This window comes from Pseudomonas sp. Seg1 (assembly GCF_018326005.1).
GTDB lineage: Bacteria > Pseudomonadota > Gammaproteobacteria > Pseudomonadales > Pseudomonadaceae > Aquipseudomonas.
Window position 1 is genome coordinate 1,340,222 of record NZ_AP021903.1, and the last position, 18,409, is coordinate 1,358,630.

Here is an 18,409-nt window from a genome sequence, read left to right on the forward strand (position 1 = left end):
GGTCAGGCGGCGATGCGCAGGTTTTGCAAAACGATCGGGCGCGCCCAGCCGTTATCGAAGTCCAGGGCTTTCTGCTGCTCGACGATTTCTTCCGGCGGGAATGGCGGGTACGGCTTCTGCAGCAGATCGAGGTCGAATTCGGCAATCGGCAGGTACAGCGGACGCTTTTGCGGCGCAGCACCCGGTTCCGGAATCGGTTGGCCGTTGTTCATCACGATCGGGCGAACCCAGCTGCTGTCGAAATCCTGCTGCGACTGTTGAGCCTTGAGCTCTTCTGGCGGGAACGGTGGGAACGGCTTGTCCAGCAGCTCCGTTTCGAACTCGGCGATCGGCAGGAACAACGGCTCTGGCGGACGCACTTCGGTTTCGACGACATTGCATTCGCGCTGCTCGATGATGTGCGCGTGCAACTCGCTGCCCACGGTCGGCTCTTCAGTGCTGTTAAGGTCAACCGGTGGAAACTTGCCGCAGGCAGGCACCACTTCACTCGTCTGTTCGGCCAGCGCCTGGGCAAAGAAATCCTGCCACAGGTGACTGACGCCGCTCAGTGCTTGAGTGTTTTGACGGCTGAAATCGCCATGGGGCGAAATGTAGCCAATCGATGTGGGAAGAATGCCTGACATTTTTTTCGGTTGACGCTCAGCTCTGGCAAAATGCGCGTTGATTGGGTTATCGGCGGTTTTTGCCGATCCTTAACTTTTTTGAGCGTGTTTTCCATGATTGAGCAACCCGCGGCCTGCCGCATCCATGTCGAAGCCCTCGGCCCGACGTTTGAAGCGCAAGCCGAGCAGTGGGCCGAACGCCTGGGTCTGCCGTTGCAAGTGGCCAACGGCGAGTTCGCCTTGCAGGTCGGTGAGCAGGGTTTGCAGCTCCAGCAACTCGGCCCGGATGCACCGGGGCCGGTACGCGTGGACTTCGTCGAGGGCGGCGCGGCGCATCGGCGGTTGTACGGCGGCGGTAGCGGGCAGATGATCGCCAAGGCTGTCGGCATCGCCCAAGGCGTGCGCCCGCGGGTGCTGGATGCCACGGCGGGATTGGGCAAGGATGCGTTCGTGCTGGCCAGTCTTGGTTGCGAGATGAGCCTGATCGAGCGCCAACCGCTGATCGGTGCGTTGCTGGAGGATGGTCTGGCGCGTGGCGCGGAAGATTTCGATGTGGCGCCGATCGTGGCGCGGATGAAATTGCTCAAGGGCAACTCCATCGAGGTCATGCGCAACTGGGAAGGCGAGCCGCCGCAGGTGATCTACCTCGACCCGATGTTCCCCCATCGTGAAAAAACCGCACTGGTGAAGAAGGAAATGCGCCTGTTCCGGCCGCTGGTCGGGGATGATCCGGATGCCCCGGCGCTGCTGGCAGCGGCACTGGCATTGGCGACCCATCGTGTGGTGGTCAAACGCCCGCGCAAGGCGCCGTGTATTGAAGGGCCTAAGCCGAGTCATGCGCTGGATGGTAAATCCAGCCGGTATGACATCTACCCGAAGAAAGCGCTCAAGCCTTGAGACCGAGTCGCGCCAATCGCTGGCAAGCAGCTCCCACAGGTTTTGGTAGTGTGCACACAATTGGTGATCGCACTCTGATCCCTGTGGGAGCTGGCTTGCCAGCGATGGCGTCAGTACAGACACCGCAGAAACTAGGGTCTGTAAGCCCGCATAAACAACTCCACCACTTCCCGCACATGGCTCTCTGAAGCCTCTTCGCTCAGCGGCTCGCCGCAGCCATACAACAAGCGAAAATTCCCTGCGCCTTTGATCAGGCAGAAGAAATGCTCGGCCGCATTACGCGGCAGGTCGATGCTCAGTGCGCCCGTCTCGTGGATGCGCGTTAACAGCCGCTCCATGCCCTGCACCATGCGCTGCGGGCCCGCTTCAAAGAAGATCAGCGACAGATTCGGATCCTGACTGCCGAGCGCCATGATCAAACGATGCAGATTCACCGACTCATCGCTGTTGATCAGTTGGTGAAAGCCTCGCGCAATGTTCAGCAACACATTTTCCACGGCAATGCCTTCCGGCAATTCGAAGAACAGCGGTGGCAGTTGCTCCTCGCATTTGGCCATCACGGCGGCGGAAAACAGCGTCTCCTTGTCGTTGAAATGGCTGTAGACCGTCAGCTTCGACACGCCGGCCTCGGCAGCGACCGCGTCCATGCTGGTGTTGGCATAGCCGTGACTCAGAAAAAGAATTTTCGCCGCGTCGAGGATCGCCTGGCGCTTGGCCAGATCCTTGGGGCGGCCCGGGCCGTTTGGAGCTGAAAGATTGTTCGACATTCTTCGCTTTTAATACTGGACTGGTGAGTTTGCTATTAATAACATACCGGCCAGTATAATTATTCCAAGCACCATTAGCGAAAGGTCCGTCACCATGTTCCGCCATGCGTTGTCCTTTGCGTTGCCAGCCTGTCTGGCATTTTTATTATCGGCATGCGGTCAGGAAGAGGTGACGCAAGTGGCCGTGCGACCGGCCATGGTGGTGCAGCCAGAGCCTTCGGCGCAGGCGATGGAAAGTTATCCGGGCGAAGTCCGCGCCCGTTACGAGCCGAGTCTGGCGTTCCGCATCGGTGGCAAAGTCAGCCGACGACTGGTTGACGAAGGCCAGCGCGTGAAGGCCGATCAGCCACTCGCCGAACTCGATCCGCAGGATGTGCGCCTGCAACTGGAAGCCACCCGCGCCCAAGTCGCAGCTGCCGAAGCCAATCTGAATCTGGTGCGCGCCGAGCGTGATCGCTACAAGACCTTGATGGATCGGCAGATGGTCAGCCGCTCCGCGTACGACAACGCCGAGAATCTCTACCGCTCCGGCGAAGCCCGTCTCAAGCAAATCAAAGCCGAATTCAACGTGTCGACCAATCAGGCCAGTTACGCGGTTTTGCGTGCGCCACAGGATGGCGTGGTGGCCCAGCGTTCGGTGGAAGTCGGCCAGGTCGTCGCGGCCGGGCAAACTGTATTCACCCTCGCCACAGACGGCGAGCGTGAAGTGTTGATCAGCCTGCCGGAGCAGAGTTTTGGCCGCTTCAAGGTCGGGCAGCCGGTGACGGTCGAGTTGTGGACGCAGCAGAACCAGCGTTTTGCCGGGCAGATCCGCGAGCTGTCTCCCGCCGCCGATCCGCGCTCTCGCACCTTCGCCGCACGCATCTCTTTCACCAGCGGCAAAGTCCCGGCCGAGCTCGGCCAGAGCGCCCGGGTGTTCGTGCAGTCTGCCGATGTCGTGCCGCTGTCCGTTCCACTGTCGGCGCTGACCGCTGAAAACGGCGCGACCTACGTCTGGGTCGTCAACGCCAACAACACGCTGAAGAAAACGCCCGTGCGCGTCGGCCCGTTCGGCGAGAAAACCGTGCCGGTGCTCGAAGGTTTGAACGCCAGCGATTGGGTGGTCGCCGCAGGTGTGCATGTGCTGCTCGAAGGGCAGCAGGTGCGTCCCGTGGATCGCTCCAACCGTGTGGTCAATCTGGCGGACAAGGAGTAAGTCCCGATGCGCTTCAACCTTTCCGAATGGGCGTTGCGTAATCGCCAGATCGTACTGTTCGTGATGCTTTTGCTGGCGATCGTCGGTGCGTTGTCCTACACCAAACTGGGTCAGAGTGAAGACCCGCCATTCACCTTCAAGGCCATGGTCATCCAGACCCGCTGGCCGGGTGCGACCGCGCAGGAAGTTTCGCGCCAGGTCACCGAGCGTATCGAAAAGAAGCTGATGGAAACCGGTGAGTACGAACGTATTGTTTCGTTCTCGCGTCCCGGTGAATCGCAGGTCACCTTTATTGCCCGCGATTCGATGCATTCCAAGGAAATCCCCGACCTCTGGTATCAGGTGCGCAAGAAAGTCGGCGACATCCGCCAGACCTTGCCGCCGGGCATTCAGGGACCATTCTTCAACGATGAATTCGGCACCACGTTCGGCAATATCTACGCGTTGACCGGCGACGGTTTCGACTACGCCGTGCTCAAGGATTACGCCGATCGCATCCAGATTCAGCTGCAACGGGTCAAGGATGTCGGCAAGGTCGATCTGCTCGGTTTGCAGGACGAAAAGATCTGGGTCGAACTGTCCAACGTCAAACTCGCCACCCTCGGCTTGCCGCTGGCGGCGGTGCAGCAGGCGCTGGAAGAGCAGAACGCGGTATCCACTGCCGGCTTCTTCGAAACCAGCAGCGAGCGATTGCAGCTACGGGTTTCGGGGAATTTTCAGACAGTCGATGAGATAAAAAACTTTCCGATCCGGGTCGGCGATCGTACGTTCCGCATCTCCGATGTCGCCGACGTGCGTCGCGGTTTCAATGATCCACCGGCGCCGCGCATGCGTTTCATGGGCGAAGACGCGATCGGTCTGGCCGTGGCGATGAAGGACGGCGGTGACATTCTGGTGTTGGGTAAAGCGCTGGAAGGCGAGTTTTCGCGCATCCAGAAAAACCTTCCGGCCGGCATGCAGTTGCGCAAGGTCTCCGATCAGCCTGCGGCGGTGAAAACCGGGGTTGGCGAGTTCGTCCAGGTGCTGGTCGAAGCGTTGGCGATTGTGTTGCTGGTGAGTTTTTTCTCCCTCGGCGTGCGCACCGGCATGGTCGTCGCGCTGACGATTCCGCTGGTGCTGGCGATGACCTTCGCCTGCATGTATTACCTCGGCATCGGCCTGCACAAGATTTCCCTTGGCGCGTTGGTGCTGGCGCTGGGGCTGCTGGTGGACGACGCGATCATTGCCGTGGAAATGATGGCGATCAAAATGGAGCAGGGCTTCGACCGGATCCGCGCGGCGAGCTATGCCTGGACCAGCACGGCGTTTCCGATGCTCACCGGAACGCTGATCACCGCCGCAGGCTTTCTGCCGATTGCCACGGCGCAGTCGGGCACCGGCGAATACACCCGGTCGATCTTTCAGGTAGTGACCATCGCGCTGCTCGCGTCATGGGTGGCGGCGGTGATGTTCGTGCCGTACCTGGGGGAAAAGCTCCTGCCGGATCTGGCGAAAATTCATGCGGCCAAACACGGCACGGCTGGTGGTCAGCCGGACCCTTACGGCACGCCGTTCTATCAGCGGGTTCGTCGTTTGGTCGAGTGGTGCGTAGCGCATCGCAAGACCGTGATCTTGCTGACAGTCGGGCTGTTTGTCGCCTCGGTGATGTTGTTCCGCTTCGTGCCTCAGCAGTTCTTCCCGGCTTCGAATCGGCTGGAACTGATGGTTGATCTGAAACTGGCTGAAGGTGCTTCGTTGGCGAACACCACGGCTGAGGTCAAGCGACTTGAAGCGATGCTCAAGGAGCACGCCGGTATCGACAATTATGTGGCGTATGTCGGTACGGGCTCGCCGCGTTTTTATCTGCCGCTCGATCAGCAGTTGCCCGCAGCGAGCTTTGCGCAATTTGTGGTGCTGGCGAAAAACATCGAGGAGCGTGAAGCCTTGCGCAGCTGGCTGATCGACACCCTCAACGAACAATTCCCGGCGCTGCGCTCGCGGGTCACGCGCTTGGAAAACGGTCCGCCGGTTGGCTATCCGGTGCAGTTCCGTGTCACTGGCGAGCACATCGAGGAAGTCCGTGCTTTGGCGCGCAAGGTTGCGGCCAAGGTTCGCGAGAATCCGCATGTGGTTAACGTGCATCTGGATTGGGAGGAGCCGAGCAAGGTTGTCTACCTGAACATTGATCAGGATCGCGCCCGGGCGCTTGGCGTGAGCACTGCGAATCTGGCGAAATTCCTGCAGAGTTCGTTGACCGGGTCCAGCGTCAGTCAGTACCGCGAAGACAATGAGTTGATCGAGATTCTGCTGCGCGGCACGGTGCATGAGCGTACTGAACTGTCGTTGTTGCCGAGTCTGGCGGTGCCGACGGATAACGGTCGCAGTGTGGCGTTGTCGCAGATTGCCACGCTGGAATACGGCTTTGAGGAAGGCATTATCTGGCACCGTAATCGTCTGCCGAACGTGACTGTGCGGGCGGACATTTATGGCAAGGAGCAGCCGGCGACGCTGGTCAAGCAGATCATGCCAACGCTGGATTCGATTCGCGCTGAGTTGCCGGATGGTTATCTGCTGGATGTCGGCGGCACGGTGGAGGATTCGGAGCGCGGGCAGAAGTCGGTGAATGCCGGGGTGCCGATGTTCATTGTCGTGGTGCTGACGCTTTTGATGGTGCAGTTGCGCAGTTTTTCGCGTACGGCGATGGTGTTTTTGACGGCGCCGTTGGGGTTGATCGGGGTGACGTTGTTTTTGATGGTGTTCCGGCAGCCGTTCGGGTTTGTGGCGATGTTGGGGACGATCGCGTTGTCCGGGATGATCATGCGTAATTCGGTGATTCTGGTGGATCAGATCGAGCAGGATATTGCTTCTGGGCTCAAGCCTTGGCAGGCGATTATCGAGGCTACGGTGCGGCGTTTTCGGCCGATTGTGTTGACGGCTCTGGCGGCGGTTCTGGCGATGATTCCGTTGTCGCGCAGTGTGTTTTTTGGGCCTATGGCGGTGGCGATCATGGGGGGGTTGATTGTTGCGACTGCGCTGACGCTGTTGTTTTTGCCTGCTTTGTATGCGGCTTGGTTCAGGGTTCGGCGGGAGGCTTGATTTTTTTGGGCTTGGCGGCCTTCGGGCCGACCAGGTTCTTGGGTTTTGGGTGAATATCCGTTTCTGCGGGTGTTGTCGCTGGCGGTTTCGCTCTTACAGCGAGTCACCTTTTCCAAACGCCGAAAAGGTAACCCAAAAGGCTTTGCCCTGACGTTCGGCCCTCGCTGTGGCTCGGGTCCCTTCGTTACGGGATTGATCCGGGGGCATCGCCTCCGGTTTGCTTCGCTGCACCTCCTCTCGATGTGTTCGACTTCGTCGAACGGTCGCTGCGCTCCCCCCCCGGATCAATCCCTCCACTCAGCCTGCCGACGGGCTCTAAGATCAAAAGCCGCAGCCGAGCTAACGCTCATCCTGTTGAGTGGTTAGAGCAGAAGCGATCTGCTCTTGCTCTTCTGTGGGAGGAAGCCTGCTCGCGATGGCGGCCTGACAGCCGACCTGTTGCTCGCAGATGTGCGCAATCCAACTGTAGGAGTGAGCCTGCTCGCGATGACGGCCTGACAGCCGCCCCATTTCTATCTGAACGCACCCAATCCAAATTGTGGGAGCTGGCTTGCCAGCGATGACGGCCCGCCAGCCGCCCCATTTCTATCTGAACGCACCCGATCCAAATTGTGGGAGCTGGCTTGCCAGCGATGACGGCCCGCCAGCCGCCCCATTTCTATCTGAACGAATCCAATCTAAATTGTGGGAGCTGGCTTGCCAGCGATGACGGCCCGCCAGCCGCCCTATTTCTATCTGAACGAACCCAATCCAAATTGTGGGAGCTGGCTTGCCAGCGATGGCGGCCTGCCAGCCGCTCCATTTCTATCTGAATACCCTTGGCCCGTTCTGCCTCCGTCACTTCCTACATCTTTTTCAGAAACCTCCGATATTGAGCCTCGGCGCCTCGGATGCTGTACTCCAGCCTCTGCTTTCCAGCGTTCCTGAGTTTGTCTTGATGAAAAAGCCGCCAGCATTGAAAGGCAGAACTGACCGGGTCTTCGACTTATTGGTGCGTCCGCCTCACAAGCAACGTTTGGCGGATTATCTCGCGTTGCTCAAGCCGCTCGATGATCAAGGGCGTTATCTGCCCTTTGAAGCGTTGCGCTATCGCTGGGCGGCGGGGCTGGATGTCAATTTGTGTTGGGCTCTTGTCAAGAAGGCGCGGGTTGCGCAGTACGTCGATTTGCTGCCGTTGGGAGAGCCGGTGCAGTGGGGCAAGTATTTGCTAACGCCGTTGGCGCAGAGAACCCTTTCGATTGTGGATCGGCAGACGACCAGTGCCGCGCTGGACTACATGACCAGTCAGATCGGCGAGCGGGCGCATTTCAGTTATTTGCTGAATGATCTGATTGAGGACGAAGCGATCGCCAGCAGTCAGCTGGAAGGTGCTGCGACGACCACGCGTGTGGCCAAGGACATGCTCAAGCGTCAGCGCCAGCCGCGTACGCCGGACGAGCGTATGGTCATGGGTAACTACCGGATGATGAATTTCGCTTGGGAAAAACGCTACGAACCTTTGAGTGTCGAGTTGATCAGCGCGATGCATCGGGTTGGCGTCGAGGGGATTGATGACGAGCAGTATTCTCCCGGTATGTTCAGGGCGAATGATGAAGTGGTTGTTCAGGACGGTGCAGGCAACACTGTGCATCGGCCGCCCCCTGCCACCGGGCTGGTCTTGCGGCTGGAGCGGCTTTCGCAGTGGATCAATCTTGCCCATGAGTTACCTCACCATAAGGCCTATCTGCATCCGCTGATCAAGGCGATCACGCTGCACTTTGCCTTGGGCTATGAGCATCCGTTTCGTGACGGTAATGGCCGGGTCGCGAGGGCGTTGTTTTATTGGTTCATGTTCAAGAACGAGTTCGCGGCGTTTCGCTACATTGCGATCAGTCTGTTGTTGCGTAATGCACCGGTGAAGTATGGACGTTCATATCTGCATACCGAGGCGGATGAGCTGGATCTGACCTACTTCATCGAGTTCCAGTGTTCGGTGATCGTGCGGGCGGTGAGCCGTTTTGATGAGGCATGGCGCAAGAGCGTGGCGTTCAGCGAGGACTTCGAGCGGTGGCTGACGAGGGCGGGATTCTTTGAGCGGCTGACGGAGCCGCAGCGGTCGCTGTATCAGGCTGCCAAGAACGGCGTGGCGAAGGAGTTTACGGCAGGCAATGTGATGGAGCATCTTGGCTGCTCTTGCAATTCAGCGATGTCGACGCTCAACGGGCTGGTCGAGTTGCAGATTTTCGAGAAGAGAAAAATGGGCTCCGAGTGGGTGTTCTTCTTGCACATTGCCAATGAATTGAAAAACGGGAGCGAGCGATCTCGCTCCCGTTCGGAGTCGGCTTAAAGGGTGCCAAACACCTTCTTCGCCAGACTCGTCGCCGCAGCGGCCGGGTTTTTGCGAAGGGTTTCTTCCTGTTTGCCGATCATTTCGAACAAGCCGTTGAGCGCTTGTTCGGTCACGTAGTTTTCGACGTTGGCGCTCTTCGCGTCCACCACACCAAAGGTCGCGGCCTGGCCGGCGAAGGCGTTGTATTTCTGCGCTACGCCGACCTTGTCCGTGGCTTGTTTGACGATGGGCAGGAACTTGGCGCGGATCTGTTCGCGGCTGGATTTGTCGAGGTATTGGGTGGCCGAATCGCTGCCGCCGCTGAGGATGCCTTTGGCGTCGGCCACGCTCATTTTTTTCACGGCGTCGACGAGGATCGGCTGGGCCTGGGTCACGGCGGTTTCCGCAGCCTTGTTCATCGCGGTTTCCAGTTCTTCGACCTGGGCGCCCATGCCGAAGGCTTTCATTTTGCTGGCGGCTTTACCGAGTTTGCCCGGCAGTTCGATCTTCACCTCAGGGTTGTTGCTGAAGCCACCCGGGGTGCCCAGTTGTTTGACGGCCAGTTGCGCGCCTTGGGTCAGGGCGTCCTTGAGACCGCCGGTGGCGTCTTGTTGCGACAGGTCGCTGAGCGACAGCGCCAGCACGTTGGCAGAGATCATCAGGCCCGCGCAGAGGCCGGCGAAGCGGAGGGTAGGGCGGAGCATGGCGGCTTCCTTGTTGCAGAAAATGAATTAACGAACGGCGTCGACGCGGATTTTCAGCGGCTGCGGATCGTTGCCGTCGAGTTGCACGGCGTGGTTTTCGGTGGTGATGAACATCAACTCACCATTGACCTCAATACGCGCGCTGACCGAGTAGCGGTGGCTGGGTTTGACCTGTGCCGGATCGTAGCTCAAGTGGAACGGCAGTGGCACCTGGCCTTTGACCGGGCCTTTCTGTTCGTCGAGTACGACGGCTGGTGCGTCGGCCAGCGAAACGTCTTGCAGGCTTACGCTCAGGGTCGCGCTCGGTGGCAGGGCGATGCGTTGCAGATAGAACACTTCACCATCGAGGCTGGTTTTGCCGGCGGGGGTGGTCGATTGGCAGGCGCTGAGCAGGGCAGCGGCAGCGAGAACGGTCAGTTTTTTCATGGCAAATCTCCTTTCAATGTAGGAGTGAGCCTGCTCGCGATGGCGGTTCAACATCTCTGTTGTCTGACCCAGCGTTTTCGCGAGCAGGCTCACTCCTACAGGTTTTCATAAGGCTTCGGGCTGTATGGCCGGTTGATCGGCCGCATCTTCACTGCGATGCAGCGCGACCTGACGGATCGACAAACGAATCTCCGCCGGCAACACACGTTTGGCCGCGCCTTCTGCCAGTTCGCCGAGCAGTTCGTGGTAGCTCAGTTTGCCGGCCTCGTCGCGACGCAGCACGTCGAGGTCGAGCAGGGTCTGGATGAAGTGGCGGAACAGGCTCTTGTCGAAGAACTCCGGGGCATTCAGGCCGTGGAGGATCGACAGGCGCTGGGCCATGACCGTGCACAGGTCTTCCAGTTCTTCGGCGCTGACGCTGTTCTGGCCGGCGTTGAGCAGCAGCGAGACGGTCATGTAGAAACGTTGCAGGGTCTGCGCAATGCTCTTCGACAGCAGGGTCAGCAGCACGAAATGCCGCGAGCTCGGTGCCGGACGCAGGTACACGTCTTTCTCGAACCGCAGCAGGCCTTGTTCGACGAACGCTTCCAGCCATTGATCGACCACCGCGTCGAGTTCGTCGAGGCTCCAGCGGATGAACAGCTCCGACTGCAAGTACGGATACAGCGCGCGGGTGTAGCGCAGGATCTGTTCGCGGCTCATGCGCGAGGTGCTCTGGAAGAAGCTCGCCAGCAGCGATGGCAGGGCGAAAATGTGCAGCACGTTGTTGCGGTAGTAGGTCATCAGGACGGCATTTTGCTCGTCCAGATAGAGAATCTTGCCCAGCGCATCGTTTTGTTCGGACAGCAGATCCATGTCCTTCACATGCTCGATCAGCGCGCGACCATCGCCTTCCGGCAATGTGGTGTGCGGCGAGTACGGGACCTTGCGCAGCAGGGCCAGATACAGATCCAGTACCCGCGCCATCGCCCGATCATCCAGCGCCAGACGGCTGGTCGACAGCAGCGCCAGGGCCACCAGGTTGACCGGGTTGATCGCCGCCGCTTCGTTCAGATGCTGCGCGACTTTTTCGCCGAGGCGGTTGGTGGTCTCGTTGAGCCACGCCGGTTTGTACTGCGGGCCAAGTTCCTGCTGGCGCCAGTCCGGTTGTTCGGCGTCGAGGAACTCCGCCAGTTTGATCGGCTCGCCGAAGTTCACCGCGACCTGACCGAAGCGCTGTTTGAGCGCGCCGATGACTTTGAAGATGTCGAAGATCGACTCTTTCTTCTTGCTCGCGCCACGCAGTTCGCCGAGGTAGGTGCGACCTTCAAGTACGCGCTCATAGCCGATGTACACCGGCACAAACACGATCGGCATCCGCGACGAACGCAGGAAGCTGCGCATGGTAATGGCGAGCATCCCGGTTTTCGGTTGCAGCATGCGCCCGGTGCGCGAGCGGCCGCCCTCGACGAAGTACTCGACCGGAAAACCTTTGGTGAACAGGGTGTGCAGGTATTCGTTGAACACCGAGGTGTACAGCGGGTTGCCCTTGAACGTGCGGCGCATGAAGAACGCGCCGCCACGGCGCAGCAGGCTGCCAATCACCGGCATGTTCAGGTTGATCCCGGCGGCGATGTGCGGCGGGGTCAAGCCGTTGCGGAACAGCAAATACGAGAGCAGCAGGTAGTCGATGTGGCTGCGGTGGCACGGCACGTAGATCACTTCGTGACCCTGGGCGACCTTTTGCACGCCTTCGATGTGGTTGACCTTGATGCCGTCGTAGATTTTGTTCCAGAACCAGCTCAGCACCACTTCAAGGAAGCGGATCGCGGTGTAGGTGTAGTCCGAGGCGATCTCGTTGCCGTAGCGCAGGGCCTGGGCTTTGGCTTTTTCCGGCGAGATGTTTTCGCGCTCGGCTTCGTCGAGGATCGCTTGCTTGACCAGCGGCTGGTTGAGCAGGCCTTTGACCAGGTTGCGGCGGTGGGAAATGTCCGGACCGATCACTGCCGCTTTCAGATTGCGGAAGTGTACGCGCAGGATGCGCTGGGCCATGCGCACGGTGCGTTCGTGGCCCTTGTTGTGTTCGATCAGCTCGCGCAGGTGGATCGGCGCGGAGAATTGCACGCGGGTTTTACGCCCGAGGACGATGATGCTCAGCAGGCGACGCAGACGGCCGGTGACGGCCCAGCTGTCGGCGAACAACAATTTCCAGGGACTGTTTTCACTGTCCGGCGATTGGCCCCAGAACACGCTGACCGGAATGATCTGTGCGTCTTCGGCAGCGTTCTGCGTGAGCGCGCTGACCAGCCGCGTCAGGGTCGGCGGCGCACCGCGTTTGTCCTGACGGCCGAGCCAGTCCGGGTCCGGGGTCAGATAGAAGAATGCGGCGGGCTCGATCAGCGAACCCACTGACACCGGCAGCACCGGACGCGGCAGGCCGGCCTTGGTGCACTCGGTATCGACCACCGCCAGATCGGTCAGCGATGGATTTTGCAGGACGTAGAACACCGGACGACTGCGGTCGAGGTTGAGGGTGAACGACGACTGGTTGATCGTCTCGGAGCGAACCCAGAGATACAACAGTCGGCGCAAGGTGCCAAACACAAGACGGCGGAACGGGGAACGGGTCATACGGCTTCTGCGTGAGTGGATAAAACCGAGCAGGTGCTCGGGCGGTGGCTAGTGTGCCGGATTCATCGAAAATCGGCAAAAAAGCGGCGAAGTAATCTCCTGTTGAGAGTTTTGCCGCCTGTCATATACTCGGCGATCTGCCGCCGGGGCCCTTTTATGGACGTCGGACGCAGGCTGACGTTCCTCAAAGGCTTTCCTGCGAAAAGCCTGTTCAATAATAAAAAAGGAGTATGAACAGATGGCAACACGTGAAACCGGCAACGTGAAGTGGTTCAACGACGCCAAGGGCTATGGCTTCATTCAGCGCGAGGACGGGGTGGACGTGTTCGTGCACTACCGCGCGATTCGTGGCGAAGGGCATCGGTCACTGACGGAAGGTCAGCAGGTCGAGTACGCGGTGATCACCGGCGAGAAGGGTTTGCAGGCTGAGGATGTTGTAGGTCTGTGATGATCGTTCCCACGCTCTGCGTGGGAATGCCTCAATGGACGCTCCGCGTCCGCATTGGGACGCAGAGCGTCCCGGGCTGCATTCCCACGCGGAGCGTGGGAACGATCAGTATCAGGCGGTTTTCCAGGTGATCTCTTCTTCACCGTCTTCGCTGATGCGAATCCAGCGATCTGCTGTCTCTTCGCCTTCTTCCTCGACCCACGTCCCCGGCGCACAACGCACTTCGACGTTCAGCGCAGCAAAGGCTGCGCGAGCGCAGGCGATGTCGTCGTCCCAAGGCGTCTGGTCGCTTTCCAGATACAGGCTGTTCCACTTGCCGACGGCTTTCGGCAGCCAGGTCACCGGCACGTTGCCGGCCTTGCACTTGTAGGTCTGGCCTTTCTGCACCCAGTCGCTGCATGGGCCCAACGCTTCGCCCAGCCAGGCCGAAATGGCCTTGTGGTCGACGTCGGCGTCTTTCAGGTAAATCTCGATATCCGGTTGGCGCATGGATGTCCTCACTGCGGGTCTGAAAAATCCATTCGCGGATTTAGCCGGCCCCGGGCATTGGCCCGAGACCAAAAGTTATTGAAGAACGAAATAATCGTAGCGCATCGACACGGTGGTCTCGAACGGCTCGGCCTGCTCGATCACCGCCGCGCGACGCTCGGCACTGGCACGCCAGCCGTGAGGTGTCATCGCCAACAGGTTGGCGCGGTCCTCGGGCTTGTCCAGCGTCAGTTTGAATTCCAGGGTTTCACTGTGCGCCAACGCCATGCCTTCGGGTACCAGGGCCAGATGCTTGTCGTCGGTGTATTCGCGCACTTCGTCGTACAGGCGTTCGCGCAATTCCATCAGGTGGCCGCTGGTCGGGCCGACTTTCATCAGCCCGCCGCCAACGCTGAGCAGACGCTTGGCTTCTTCCCAGTCCAAAGGACTGAAAACGCTGGCGAGAAACTGGCAACTGCCCGACGCCAATGGCACGCGAGCCATGCTGGCGATCAACCAGGTCAGCGCCGGGTTGCGCTTGCAGGCGCGTTTGACCGCTTCACGCGAGATGTCCAGCGCGTAGCCGTCGGCATCCGGCAGGGCCTCAGCGATTTGCGCGGTGTAATAACCCTCGCCACAACCGATGTCGACCCAGCGATCTGGCGCATAGCTCGCCGCCAGTTCGGCCAGACGCTTGGCCACCGGCGCGTAATGGCCGGCGTTCAAAAAGTCACGGCGCGCCTCGACCATGGCCTGGTTGTCGCCAGGGTCGCGGCTGTTCTTGTGCTGCACCGGCAGCAGGTTCAGATAACCCTGCCGCGCACGATCGAAGCGATGGCCGGCGGGGCAGACCACGCCGTTGTCCACTGTGTTCAGCGGTTCACTGCAAATGGGGCAAGCAAGCATCAGGCGAGCAACTTGATCAGGGTCTGGTAGTAGATCTCGGTCAGCACGTCGAGATCGGCCGCCAATACGCGTTCGTTGACCTGGTGGATAGTCGCGTTGACCGGGCCCAGTTCAACCACTTGCGTGCCCATGGTCGCGATGAAACGGCCATCGGAGGTACCGCCGCTGGTCGACGCCTTGGTCTCGCGACCGGTGATGTCCTTGATGCTCGCCGACACGGCGTCGAGCAGCGCGCCCGGCTCGGTGAGGAACGGCAGGCCGGACAGCGCCCAGTCGATGTGCCAGTCCAGATCGTGCTTGTCGAGGATGTCGGCGACACGTTTCTGCAGGCCTTCGACGGTCGATTCGGTGGAGAAGCGGAAGTTGAACACCGCCACCAGATCACCCGGAATCACGTTGGTCGCGCCGGTGCCGGAATTGACGTTGGAAATCTGGAAACTGGTCGGCGGGAAGAAATCGTTGCCGTGATCCCAATGCTCTGCGGCCAGTTCGGCCAGCGCCGGAGCAGCAAGGTGGATCGGGTTTTTCGCCAGGTGCGGGTAGGCGACGTGGCCCTGAATGCCTTTGACGGTGAGCTTGGCGCCGAGCGAGCCACGGCGGCCGTTTTTCACAACGTCGCCAACCAAAGTGGTGCTCGACGGTTCGCCGACGATGCACCAGTCCAGACGCTCGTTGCGCGCGGCCAGGCGTTCAACCACAGCCTTGGTGCCGTGATGCGCCGGGCCTTCTTCGTCGCTGGTGATCAGGAACGCGACCTTGCCCTTGTGGTTCGGGTAGTCGGTGACAAAGCGTTCGGCGGCAACGGTCATCGACGCCAGGCTGCCTTTCATGTCCGCCGCGCCACGACCGCAGAGCATGCCGTGTTCATCAATCACCGCGTTGAACGGGTCGATCTGCCACGCCGTTACCGGACCGGTCGGCACCACGTCGGTGTGGCCGGCGAAGCACAGCACCGGGCCGTCGTTGTTGCCGTGTGTGGCCCAGAAGTTATCCACATCCTCGATGCGCATCGGTTCGAGGGTGAAACCGGCATCGCCCAGGCGCTGCATCATCTGCTTCTGGCAATCGGCATCGACCGGCGTTACGGACGGACGGCGGATCAGATCGATGGCGAGTTGGAGGGTCGGCGAAAGGTCGGCGTGGGCCGTCATGGAAAACTCCGGGATCATGAATTTGAGCAGGGACCAATGTGGGAGCGAGCCTGCTCGCGAATGCGGTGTGTCAGTCAACATAGTTGGTGATTGTTACAACGCCTTCGCGAGCAGGCTCGCTCCCACAGGGATTAGAGCTGAGCCCCGCAAAATGGCGGTTATCTTAAAGCAAAACGGCGACCATTGGCCGCCGTTTAGTGCATCGATGAGGATTTAGACGACCGGCGCCGGTTCAGGCGCGGGCGCAGGTTTCGGTAGCGACGACAGGAACGCCATGATCAACGCCGCCAGGTACGGCAGCGACTGCACCAGCAGCATCACCACCCAGAAACGCATGTCATTGCTCGGCATGCCGTTGACCAGGAAGATCCCCAGCGCCGCGCCCCACAACAGCAACATGATGAACAGCTCCTCCCGCGCTTCGGAAATCGCCACCCAGAAGCCATGGTTGTCGGCATTTTTCGGCGTACGGAAGAACGGAATGCTGCTGGTGAAGAAGCCGTACAACACCGCTTTGGCGATGGTGTGCGACAACGCCAGACCGGCCAGTGCCGCACAGAACGCATCCTTCAGGTTCACCCCAACCGCGCGGCGATACAGGAAGATGATCTTGCCGACCTTGAACACGAACAGCGCCAACGGCGGGATCGCGAAAATCAGCAGCGGCGGATCGACCCGTTGCGGCACGATGATCATTGCCGCCGACCACAACAGCGCGCCGACGGTGAAGAAAATGTTCATGCCGTCCGCGACCCACGGCAACCAGCCCGCGAGGAAGTGGTAGCGCTGGCCACGAGTCAGTTCGGTGTCCTTGCCGCGCAGCAGGCTGCGGGTGTGGCGCTTGATGATCTGGATCGCACCGTAAGCCCAACGGAAACGCTGCTTCTTGAAGTCGATGAAGGTGTCCGGCATCAGACCCTTGCCGTAGCTGTCGTGGTAATACGCCGCCGACAGGCCTTTCTCGAACACGCGCAGACCGAGCTCGGCGTCTTCACAGATGCACCAGTCGGCCCAGCCCAATTCTTCCAGAACCGAACGGCGGGTCATGGTCATGGTGCCGTGCTGGATGATCGCGTCACGGTCATTGCGGGTGACCATGCCGATGTGGAAGAAGCCTTTGTATTCCGCGTAGCAGAGCTTCTTGAAGGTGCTTTCGTTCTGGTCGCGATAATCCTGCGGCGACTGCACCACGGCAATTTTCGGATCGGCGAAGTGCGGCACCATGTGCTTGAGCCAGTTCGGGTGCACGCAATAATCGGAGTCGATCACCGCGATCACTTCGGCGTCCTTGGCGGTGTGCGGGATCAGGTAGTTCAGCGCACCGCCCTTGAAACCGGCCAATGGCGCAACGTGGAAGAACTTGAAGCGTGGGCCGAGGGTTGCGCAGTAGTCGCGCACCGGTTCCCAGACCGCCGGGTCCTTGGTGTTGTTGTCGATGATCAGGACTTCATAGTCCGGGTAATCGAGCGCGGCCAGGGCGTCGAGAGTCTGTTTGACCATGTCCGGCGGCTCGTTGTAGCAAGGCACGTGTATCGAGACCTTCGGGCGATAGCTGGAGTCGCCCTCGACCGGCAGGAATTCCCGTCGACGCTTGTGAATCCACACCGCTTCGGCCAATTCGTGCGCCTCCGTCAGCAAGACGATAAACACGCCGAGCGCACCCAGTGCCAGGAGGAAACCGACCGTCAGGCTGAACCACGTGCTGTATTGCAGACTGTAGTCGTAACCGATCCACACCAGTACCGAACCACACAGGAATGCAATAAAGGTCAGGAAGATCCGGCCACGCTGGCGCAGCGCCGAGCCGTCGATCATCAGCAACGTCAGCGACAACAACGCCAGCACCACCGAACCGACCGCCAGCACGCGCCATTGCGGAATCGCTACCACCGGGCCTTCGAAGTTGAATTTCTGCTGACGCGCGGCGTTGAACACGCCCCAGTAGGCGCCGACAGAACCTTCGTCACTGGCCTTCCACGGCTGGTCAAACGCTTCGATCACGAAGTAGTTGAAGCCCTGGCGATTGAGCTTGTTCACCAGGTTGCGCAGGTAGATCGCCTGATCTGCTGGCGACGCATCAGCACCACCGCGCATACGGCCGTTGCTCGGCCAGCCCACTTCGGACAGCAGCAGCGGTTTTTTCGGGAACAGCTTTTTCAGGTCGCGGGCACGGTCGAAAACGAACTGGCCAGCCTTGTCGACCGGGATGAATTCCCAGTACGGCAGAACGTGGGCGGCGATCAGGTCAACGTGCTTGGCCAGTTCCGGGTGTTCTTCCCAGACGTGCCACTGCTCGGAGGTAGTCACCGGCACTTTCACCGCGGCGCGAACCCGGTCAAGCAGCACGCTCAGTTGTTCGGCGGTGATTTCCTTGCGGAAGATCGCCTCGTTGCCGACTACCACGCGAACCACGCTGCGCGAGGTGTTGGCCAGTTCGATGGCGCGGGTGATTTCCCGTTCGTTGCGCTCCTGGTCGGGGCTGATCCAGATCCCGAGGGTCACGCGCAGGCCGAACTCTTCCGCCAGTTTCGGGATGTCTTGCAAAGAGCCGTCGACCGAGTAGATACGGATGTTGTCCGTCAGCTTGCTCATGATCTCCAGATCGCGGCGCATTTCCTCGTCAGATGGGAACTGATCCTTCTGCGGGAATTGTCCCTGTTGGAACGGCGAATAGGAGAAACCGGAGATCTGCTCCGGCCAGTTCGGCGCGGTGACCGGGCGATTGATCAGCGCCCAGAAGCCGGTGAACAGGGCGGCGATTGCCAGAACCACCACCAGGTTGAGTCCAAATTTACGCGATGACATAGCTGTTTCAGGTTCCAAAGGCTGTGGAACGGAGGATCGGTAGGCTA

14 protein-coding genes are annotated in these 18,409 nt (G+C 60.1%); 5 read left to right on the forward strand and 9 right to left on the reverse strand.

Annotation, left to right across the window (positions count from 1 at the left end; translation table 11 throughout):
* Positions 1–2: 2 nt before the first annotated feature.
* The gene (locus tag KI231_RS05770) at positions 3–623 is read right to left on the reverse strand and encodes an energy transducer TonB (RefSeq protein WP_213027682.1); all 621 of its coding nucleotides are present in this window, start codon (positions 621–623) and stop codon (positions 3–5) included.
* Between the two features lie 93 nt (positions 624–716).
* Between KI231_RS05770 and KI231_RS05775 the strand changes: the two genes are divergently transcribed.
* Positions 717–1,499: a class I SAM-dependent methyltransferase gene (locus tag KI231_RS05775; protein WP_502937277.1), complete on the forward strand. Its 783-nt coding sequence runs from the start codon at positions 717–719 to the stop codon at positions 1,497–1,499.
* A 131-nt stretch (positions 1,500–1,630) separates the two neighbouring features.
* Here KI231_RS05775 and KI231_RS05780 read toward each other — a convergent pair whose 3' ends face one another.
* On the reverse strand, positions 1,631–2,266 hold the full coding sequence (locus KI231_RS05780) for a TetR/AcrR family transcriptional regulator (protein ID WP_213027683.1): 636 nt from the start codon (positions 2,264–2,266) through the stop codon (positions 1,631–1,633).
* Between the two features lie 94 nt (positions 2,267–2,360).
* Here KI231_RS05780 and KI231_RS05785 point away from each other — a divergent pair, with 94 nt between their 5' ends.
* From KI231_RS05785 to KI231_RS05795, 3 genes are all read left to right on the forward strand, one after another.
* Complete coding sequence (locus KI231_RS05785; protein ID WP_213027684.1) at positions 2,361–3,461, forward strand: efflux RND transporter periplasmic adaptor subunit; 1,101 nt, start codon at positions 2,361–2,363, stop codon at positions 3,459–3,461.
* A gap of 6 nt (positions 3,462–3,467) precedes the next feature.
* Complete coding sequence (locus tag KI231_RS05790) at positions 3,468–6,536, forward strand: efflux RND transporter permease subunit (protein WP_213027685.1); 3,069 nt, start codon at positions 3,468–3,470, stop codon at positions 6,534–6,536.
* 937 nt (positions 6,537–7,473) lie between these two features.
* On the forward strand, positions 7,474–8,862 hold the full coding sequence (locus KI231_RS05795) for a Fic family protein (RefSeq protein WP_213028752.1): 1,389 nt from the start codon (positions 7,474–7,476) through the stop codon (positions 8,860–8,862).
* On the opposite strand, the gene KI231_RS05800 is transcribed toward KI231_RS05795, so the two are convergent.
* The 3 genes from KI231_RS05800 to plsB form a co-directional block, all read right to left on the reverse strand.
* Positions 8,859–9,548, reverse strand: coding sequence for a DUF4197 domain-containing protein (locus KI231_RS05800; protein WP_213027686.1), 690 nt, complete (start codon positions 9,546–9,548; stop codon positions 8,859–8,861). The genes KI231_RS05795 and KI231_RS05800 overlap by 4 nt on opposite strands.
* A gap of 27 nt (positions 9,549–9,575) precedes the next feature.
* Positions 9,576–9,974, reverse strand: a complete 399-nt coding sequence (locus KI231_RS05805; RefSeq protein WP_213027687.1) for a YbaY family lipoprotein — start codon at positions 9,972–9,974, stop codon at positions 9,576–9,578.
* A gap of 105 nt (positions 9,975–10,079) precedes the next feature.
* Positions 10,080–12,584, reverse strand: a complete 2,505-nt coding sequence (gene plsB, locus KI231_RS05810) for a glycerol-3-phosphate 1-O-acyltransferase PlsB (RefSeq protein ID WP_213027688.1) — start codon at positions 12,582–12,584, stop codon at positions 10,080–10,082.
* 238 nt (positions 12,585–12,822) lie between these two features.
* Here plsB and KI231_RS05815 point away from each other — a divergent pair, with 238 nt between their 5' ends.
* Complete coding sequence (locus tag KI231_RS05815) at positions 12,823–13,032, forward strand: cold-shock protein (protein WP_007908870.1); 210 nt, start codon at positions 12,823–12,825, stop codon at positions 13,030–13,032.
* 111 nt (positions 13,033–13,143) lie between these two features.
* On the opposite strand, the gene KI231_RS05820 is transcribed toward KI231_RS05815, so the two are convergent.
* The 4 genes from KI231_RS05820 to KI231_RS05835 all read right to left on the reverse strand — a co-directional run bounded on the left by KI231_RS05820 (position 13,144) and on the right by KI231_RS05835 (position 18,362).
* Positions 13,144–13,521 (reverse strand): hypothetical protein, encoded by a 378-nt coding sequence (locus tag KI231_RS05820; RefSeq protein WP_103303048.1) that lies wholly within the window; start codon positions 13,519–13,521, stop codon positions 13,144–13,146.
* 75 nt (positions 13,522–13,596) lie between these two features.
* Positions 13,597–14,406, reverse strand: a complete 810-nt coding sequence (locus tag KI231_RS05825; RefSeq protein WP_213027689.1) for a putative RNA methyltransferase — start codon at positions 14,404–14,406, stop codon at positions 13,597–13,599.
* Positions 14,406–15,557: a succinyl-diaminopimelate desuccinylase gene (gene dapE / locus KI231_RS05830; protein ID WP_122843241.1), complete on the reverse strand. Its 1,152-nt coding sequence runs from the start codon at positions 15,555–15,557 to the stop codon at positions 14,406–14,408. The genes KI231_RS05825 and dapE overlap by 1 nt, the downstream gene beginning before the upstream one ends.
* Before the next feature lie 213 nt (positions 15,558–15,770).
* Positions 15,771–18,362 (reverse strand): glycosyltransferase, encoded by a 2,592-nt coding sequence (locus tag KI231_RS05835; protein ID WP_213027690.1) that lies wholly within the window; start codon positions 18,360–18,362, stop codon positions 15,771–15,773.
* Positions 18,363–18,409 lie beyond the last annotated feature (47 nt).

What these genes read in the sequence shown, in the direction of transcription:
- plsB (WP_213027688.1), bottom strand. Translation starts at nt 12,584, where the DNA reads ATGACCCGTTCCCCGTTCCGCCGTCTTGTGTTTGGCACCTTGCGCCGA.
- KI231_RS05825 (WP_213027689.1), bottom strand. Translation starts at nt 14,406, where the DNA reads ATGCTTGCTTGCCCCATTTGCAGTGAACCGCTGAACACAGTGGACAAC.
- KI231_RS05795 (WP_213028752.1), top strand. Translation starts at nt 7,474, where the DNA reads ATGAAAAAGCCGCCAGCATTGAAAGGCAGAACTGACCGGGTCTTCGAC.
- KI231_RS05800 (WP_213027686.1), bottom strand. Translation starts at nt 9,548, where the DNA reads ATGCTCCGCCCTACCCTCCGCTTCGCCGGCCTCTGCGCGGGCCTGATG.
- KI231_RS05835 (WP_213027690.1), bottom strand. Translation starts at nt 18,362, where the DNA reads ATGTCATCGCGTAAATTTGGACTCAACCTGGTGGTGGTTCTGGCAATC.
- KI231_RS05790 (WP_213027685.1), top strand. Translation starts at nt 3,468, where the DNA reads ATGCGCTTCAACCTTTCCGAATGGGCGTTGCGTAATCGCCAGATCGTA.
- KI231_RS05815 (WP_007908870.1), top strand. Translation starts at nt 12,823, where the DNA reads ATGGCAACACGTGAAACCGGCAACGTGAAGTGGTTCAACGACGCCAAG.
- KI231_RS05780 (WP_213027683.1), bottom strand. Translation starts at nt 2,266, where the DNA reads ATGTCGAACAATCTTTCAGCTCCAAACGGCCCGGGCCGCCCCAAGGAT.
- KI231_RS05785 (WP_213027684.1), top strand. Translation starts at nt 2,361, where the DNA reads ATGTTCCGCCATGCGTTGTCCTTTGCGTTGCCAGCCTGTCTGGCATTT.
- KI231_RS05775 (WP_502937277.1), top strand. Translation starts at nt 717, where the DNA reads ATGATTGAGCAACCCGCGGCCTGCCGCATCCATGTCGAAGCCCTCGGC.
- dapE (WP_122843241.1), bottom strand. Translation starts at nt 15,557, where the DNA reads ATGACGGCCCACGCCGACCTTTCGCCGACCCTCCAACTCGCCATCGAT.
- KI231_RS05770 (WP_213027682.1), bottom strand. Translation starts at nt 623, where the DNA reads ATGTCAGGCATTCTTCCCACATCGATTGGCTACATTTCGCCCCATGGC.
- KI231_RS05805 (WP_213027687.1), bottom strand. Translation starts at nt 9,974, where the DNA reads ATGAAAAAACTGACCGTTCTCGCTGCCGCTGCCCTGCTCAGCGCCTGC.
- KI231_RS05820 (WP_103303048.1), bottom strand. Translation starts at nt 13,521, where the DNA reads ATGCGCCAACCGGATATCGAGATTTACCTGAAAGACGCCGACGTCGAC.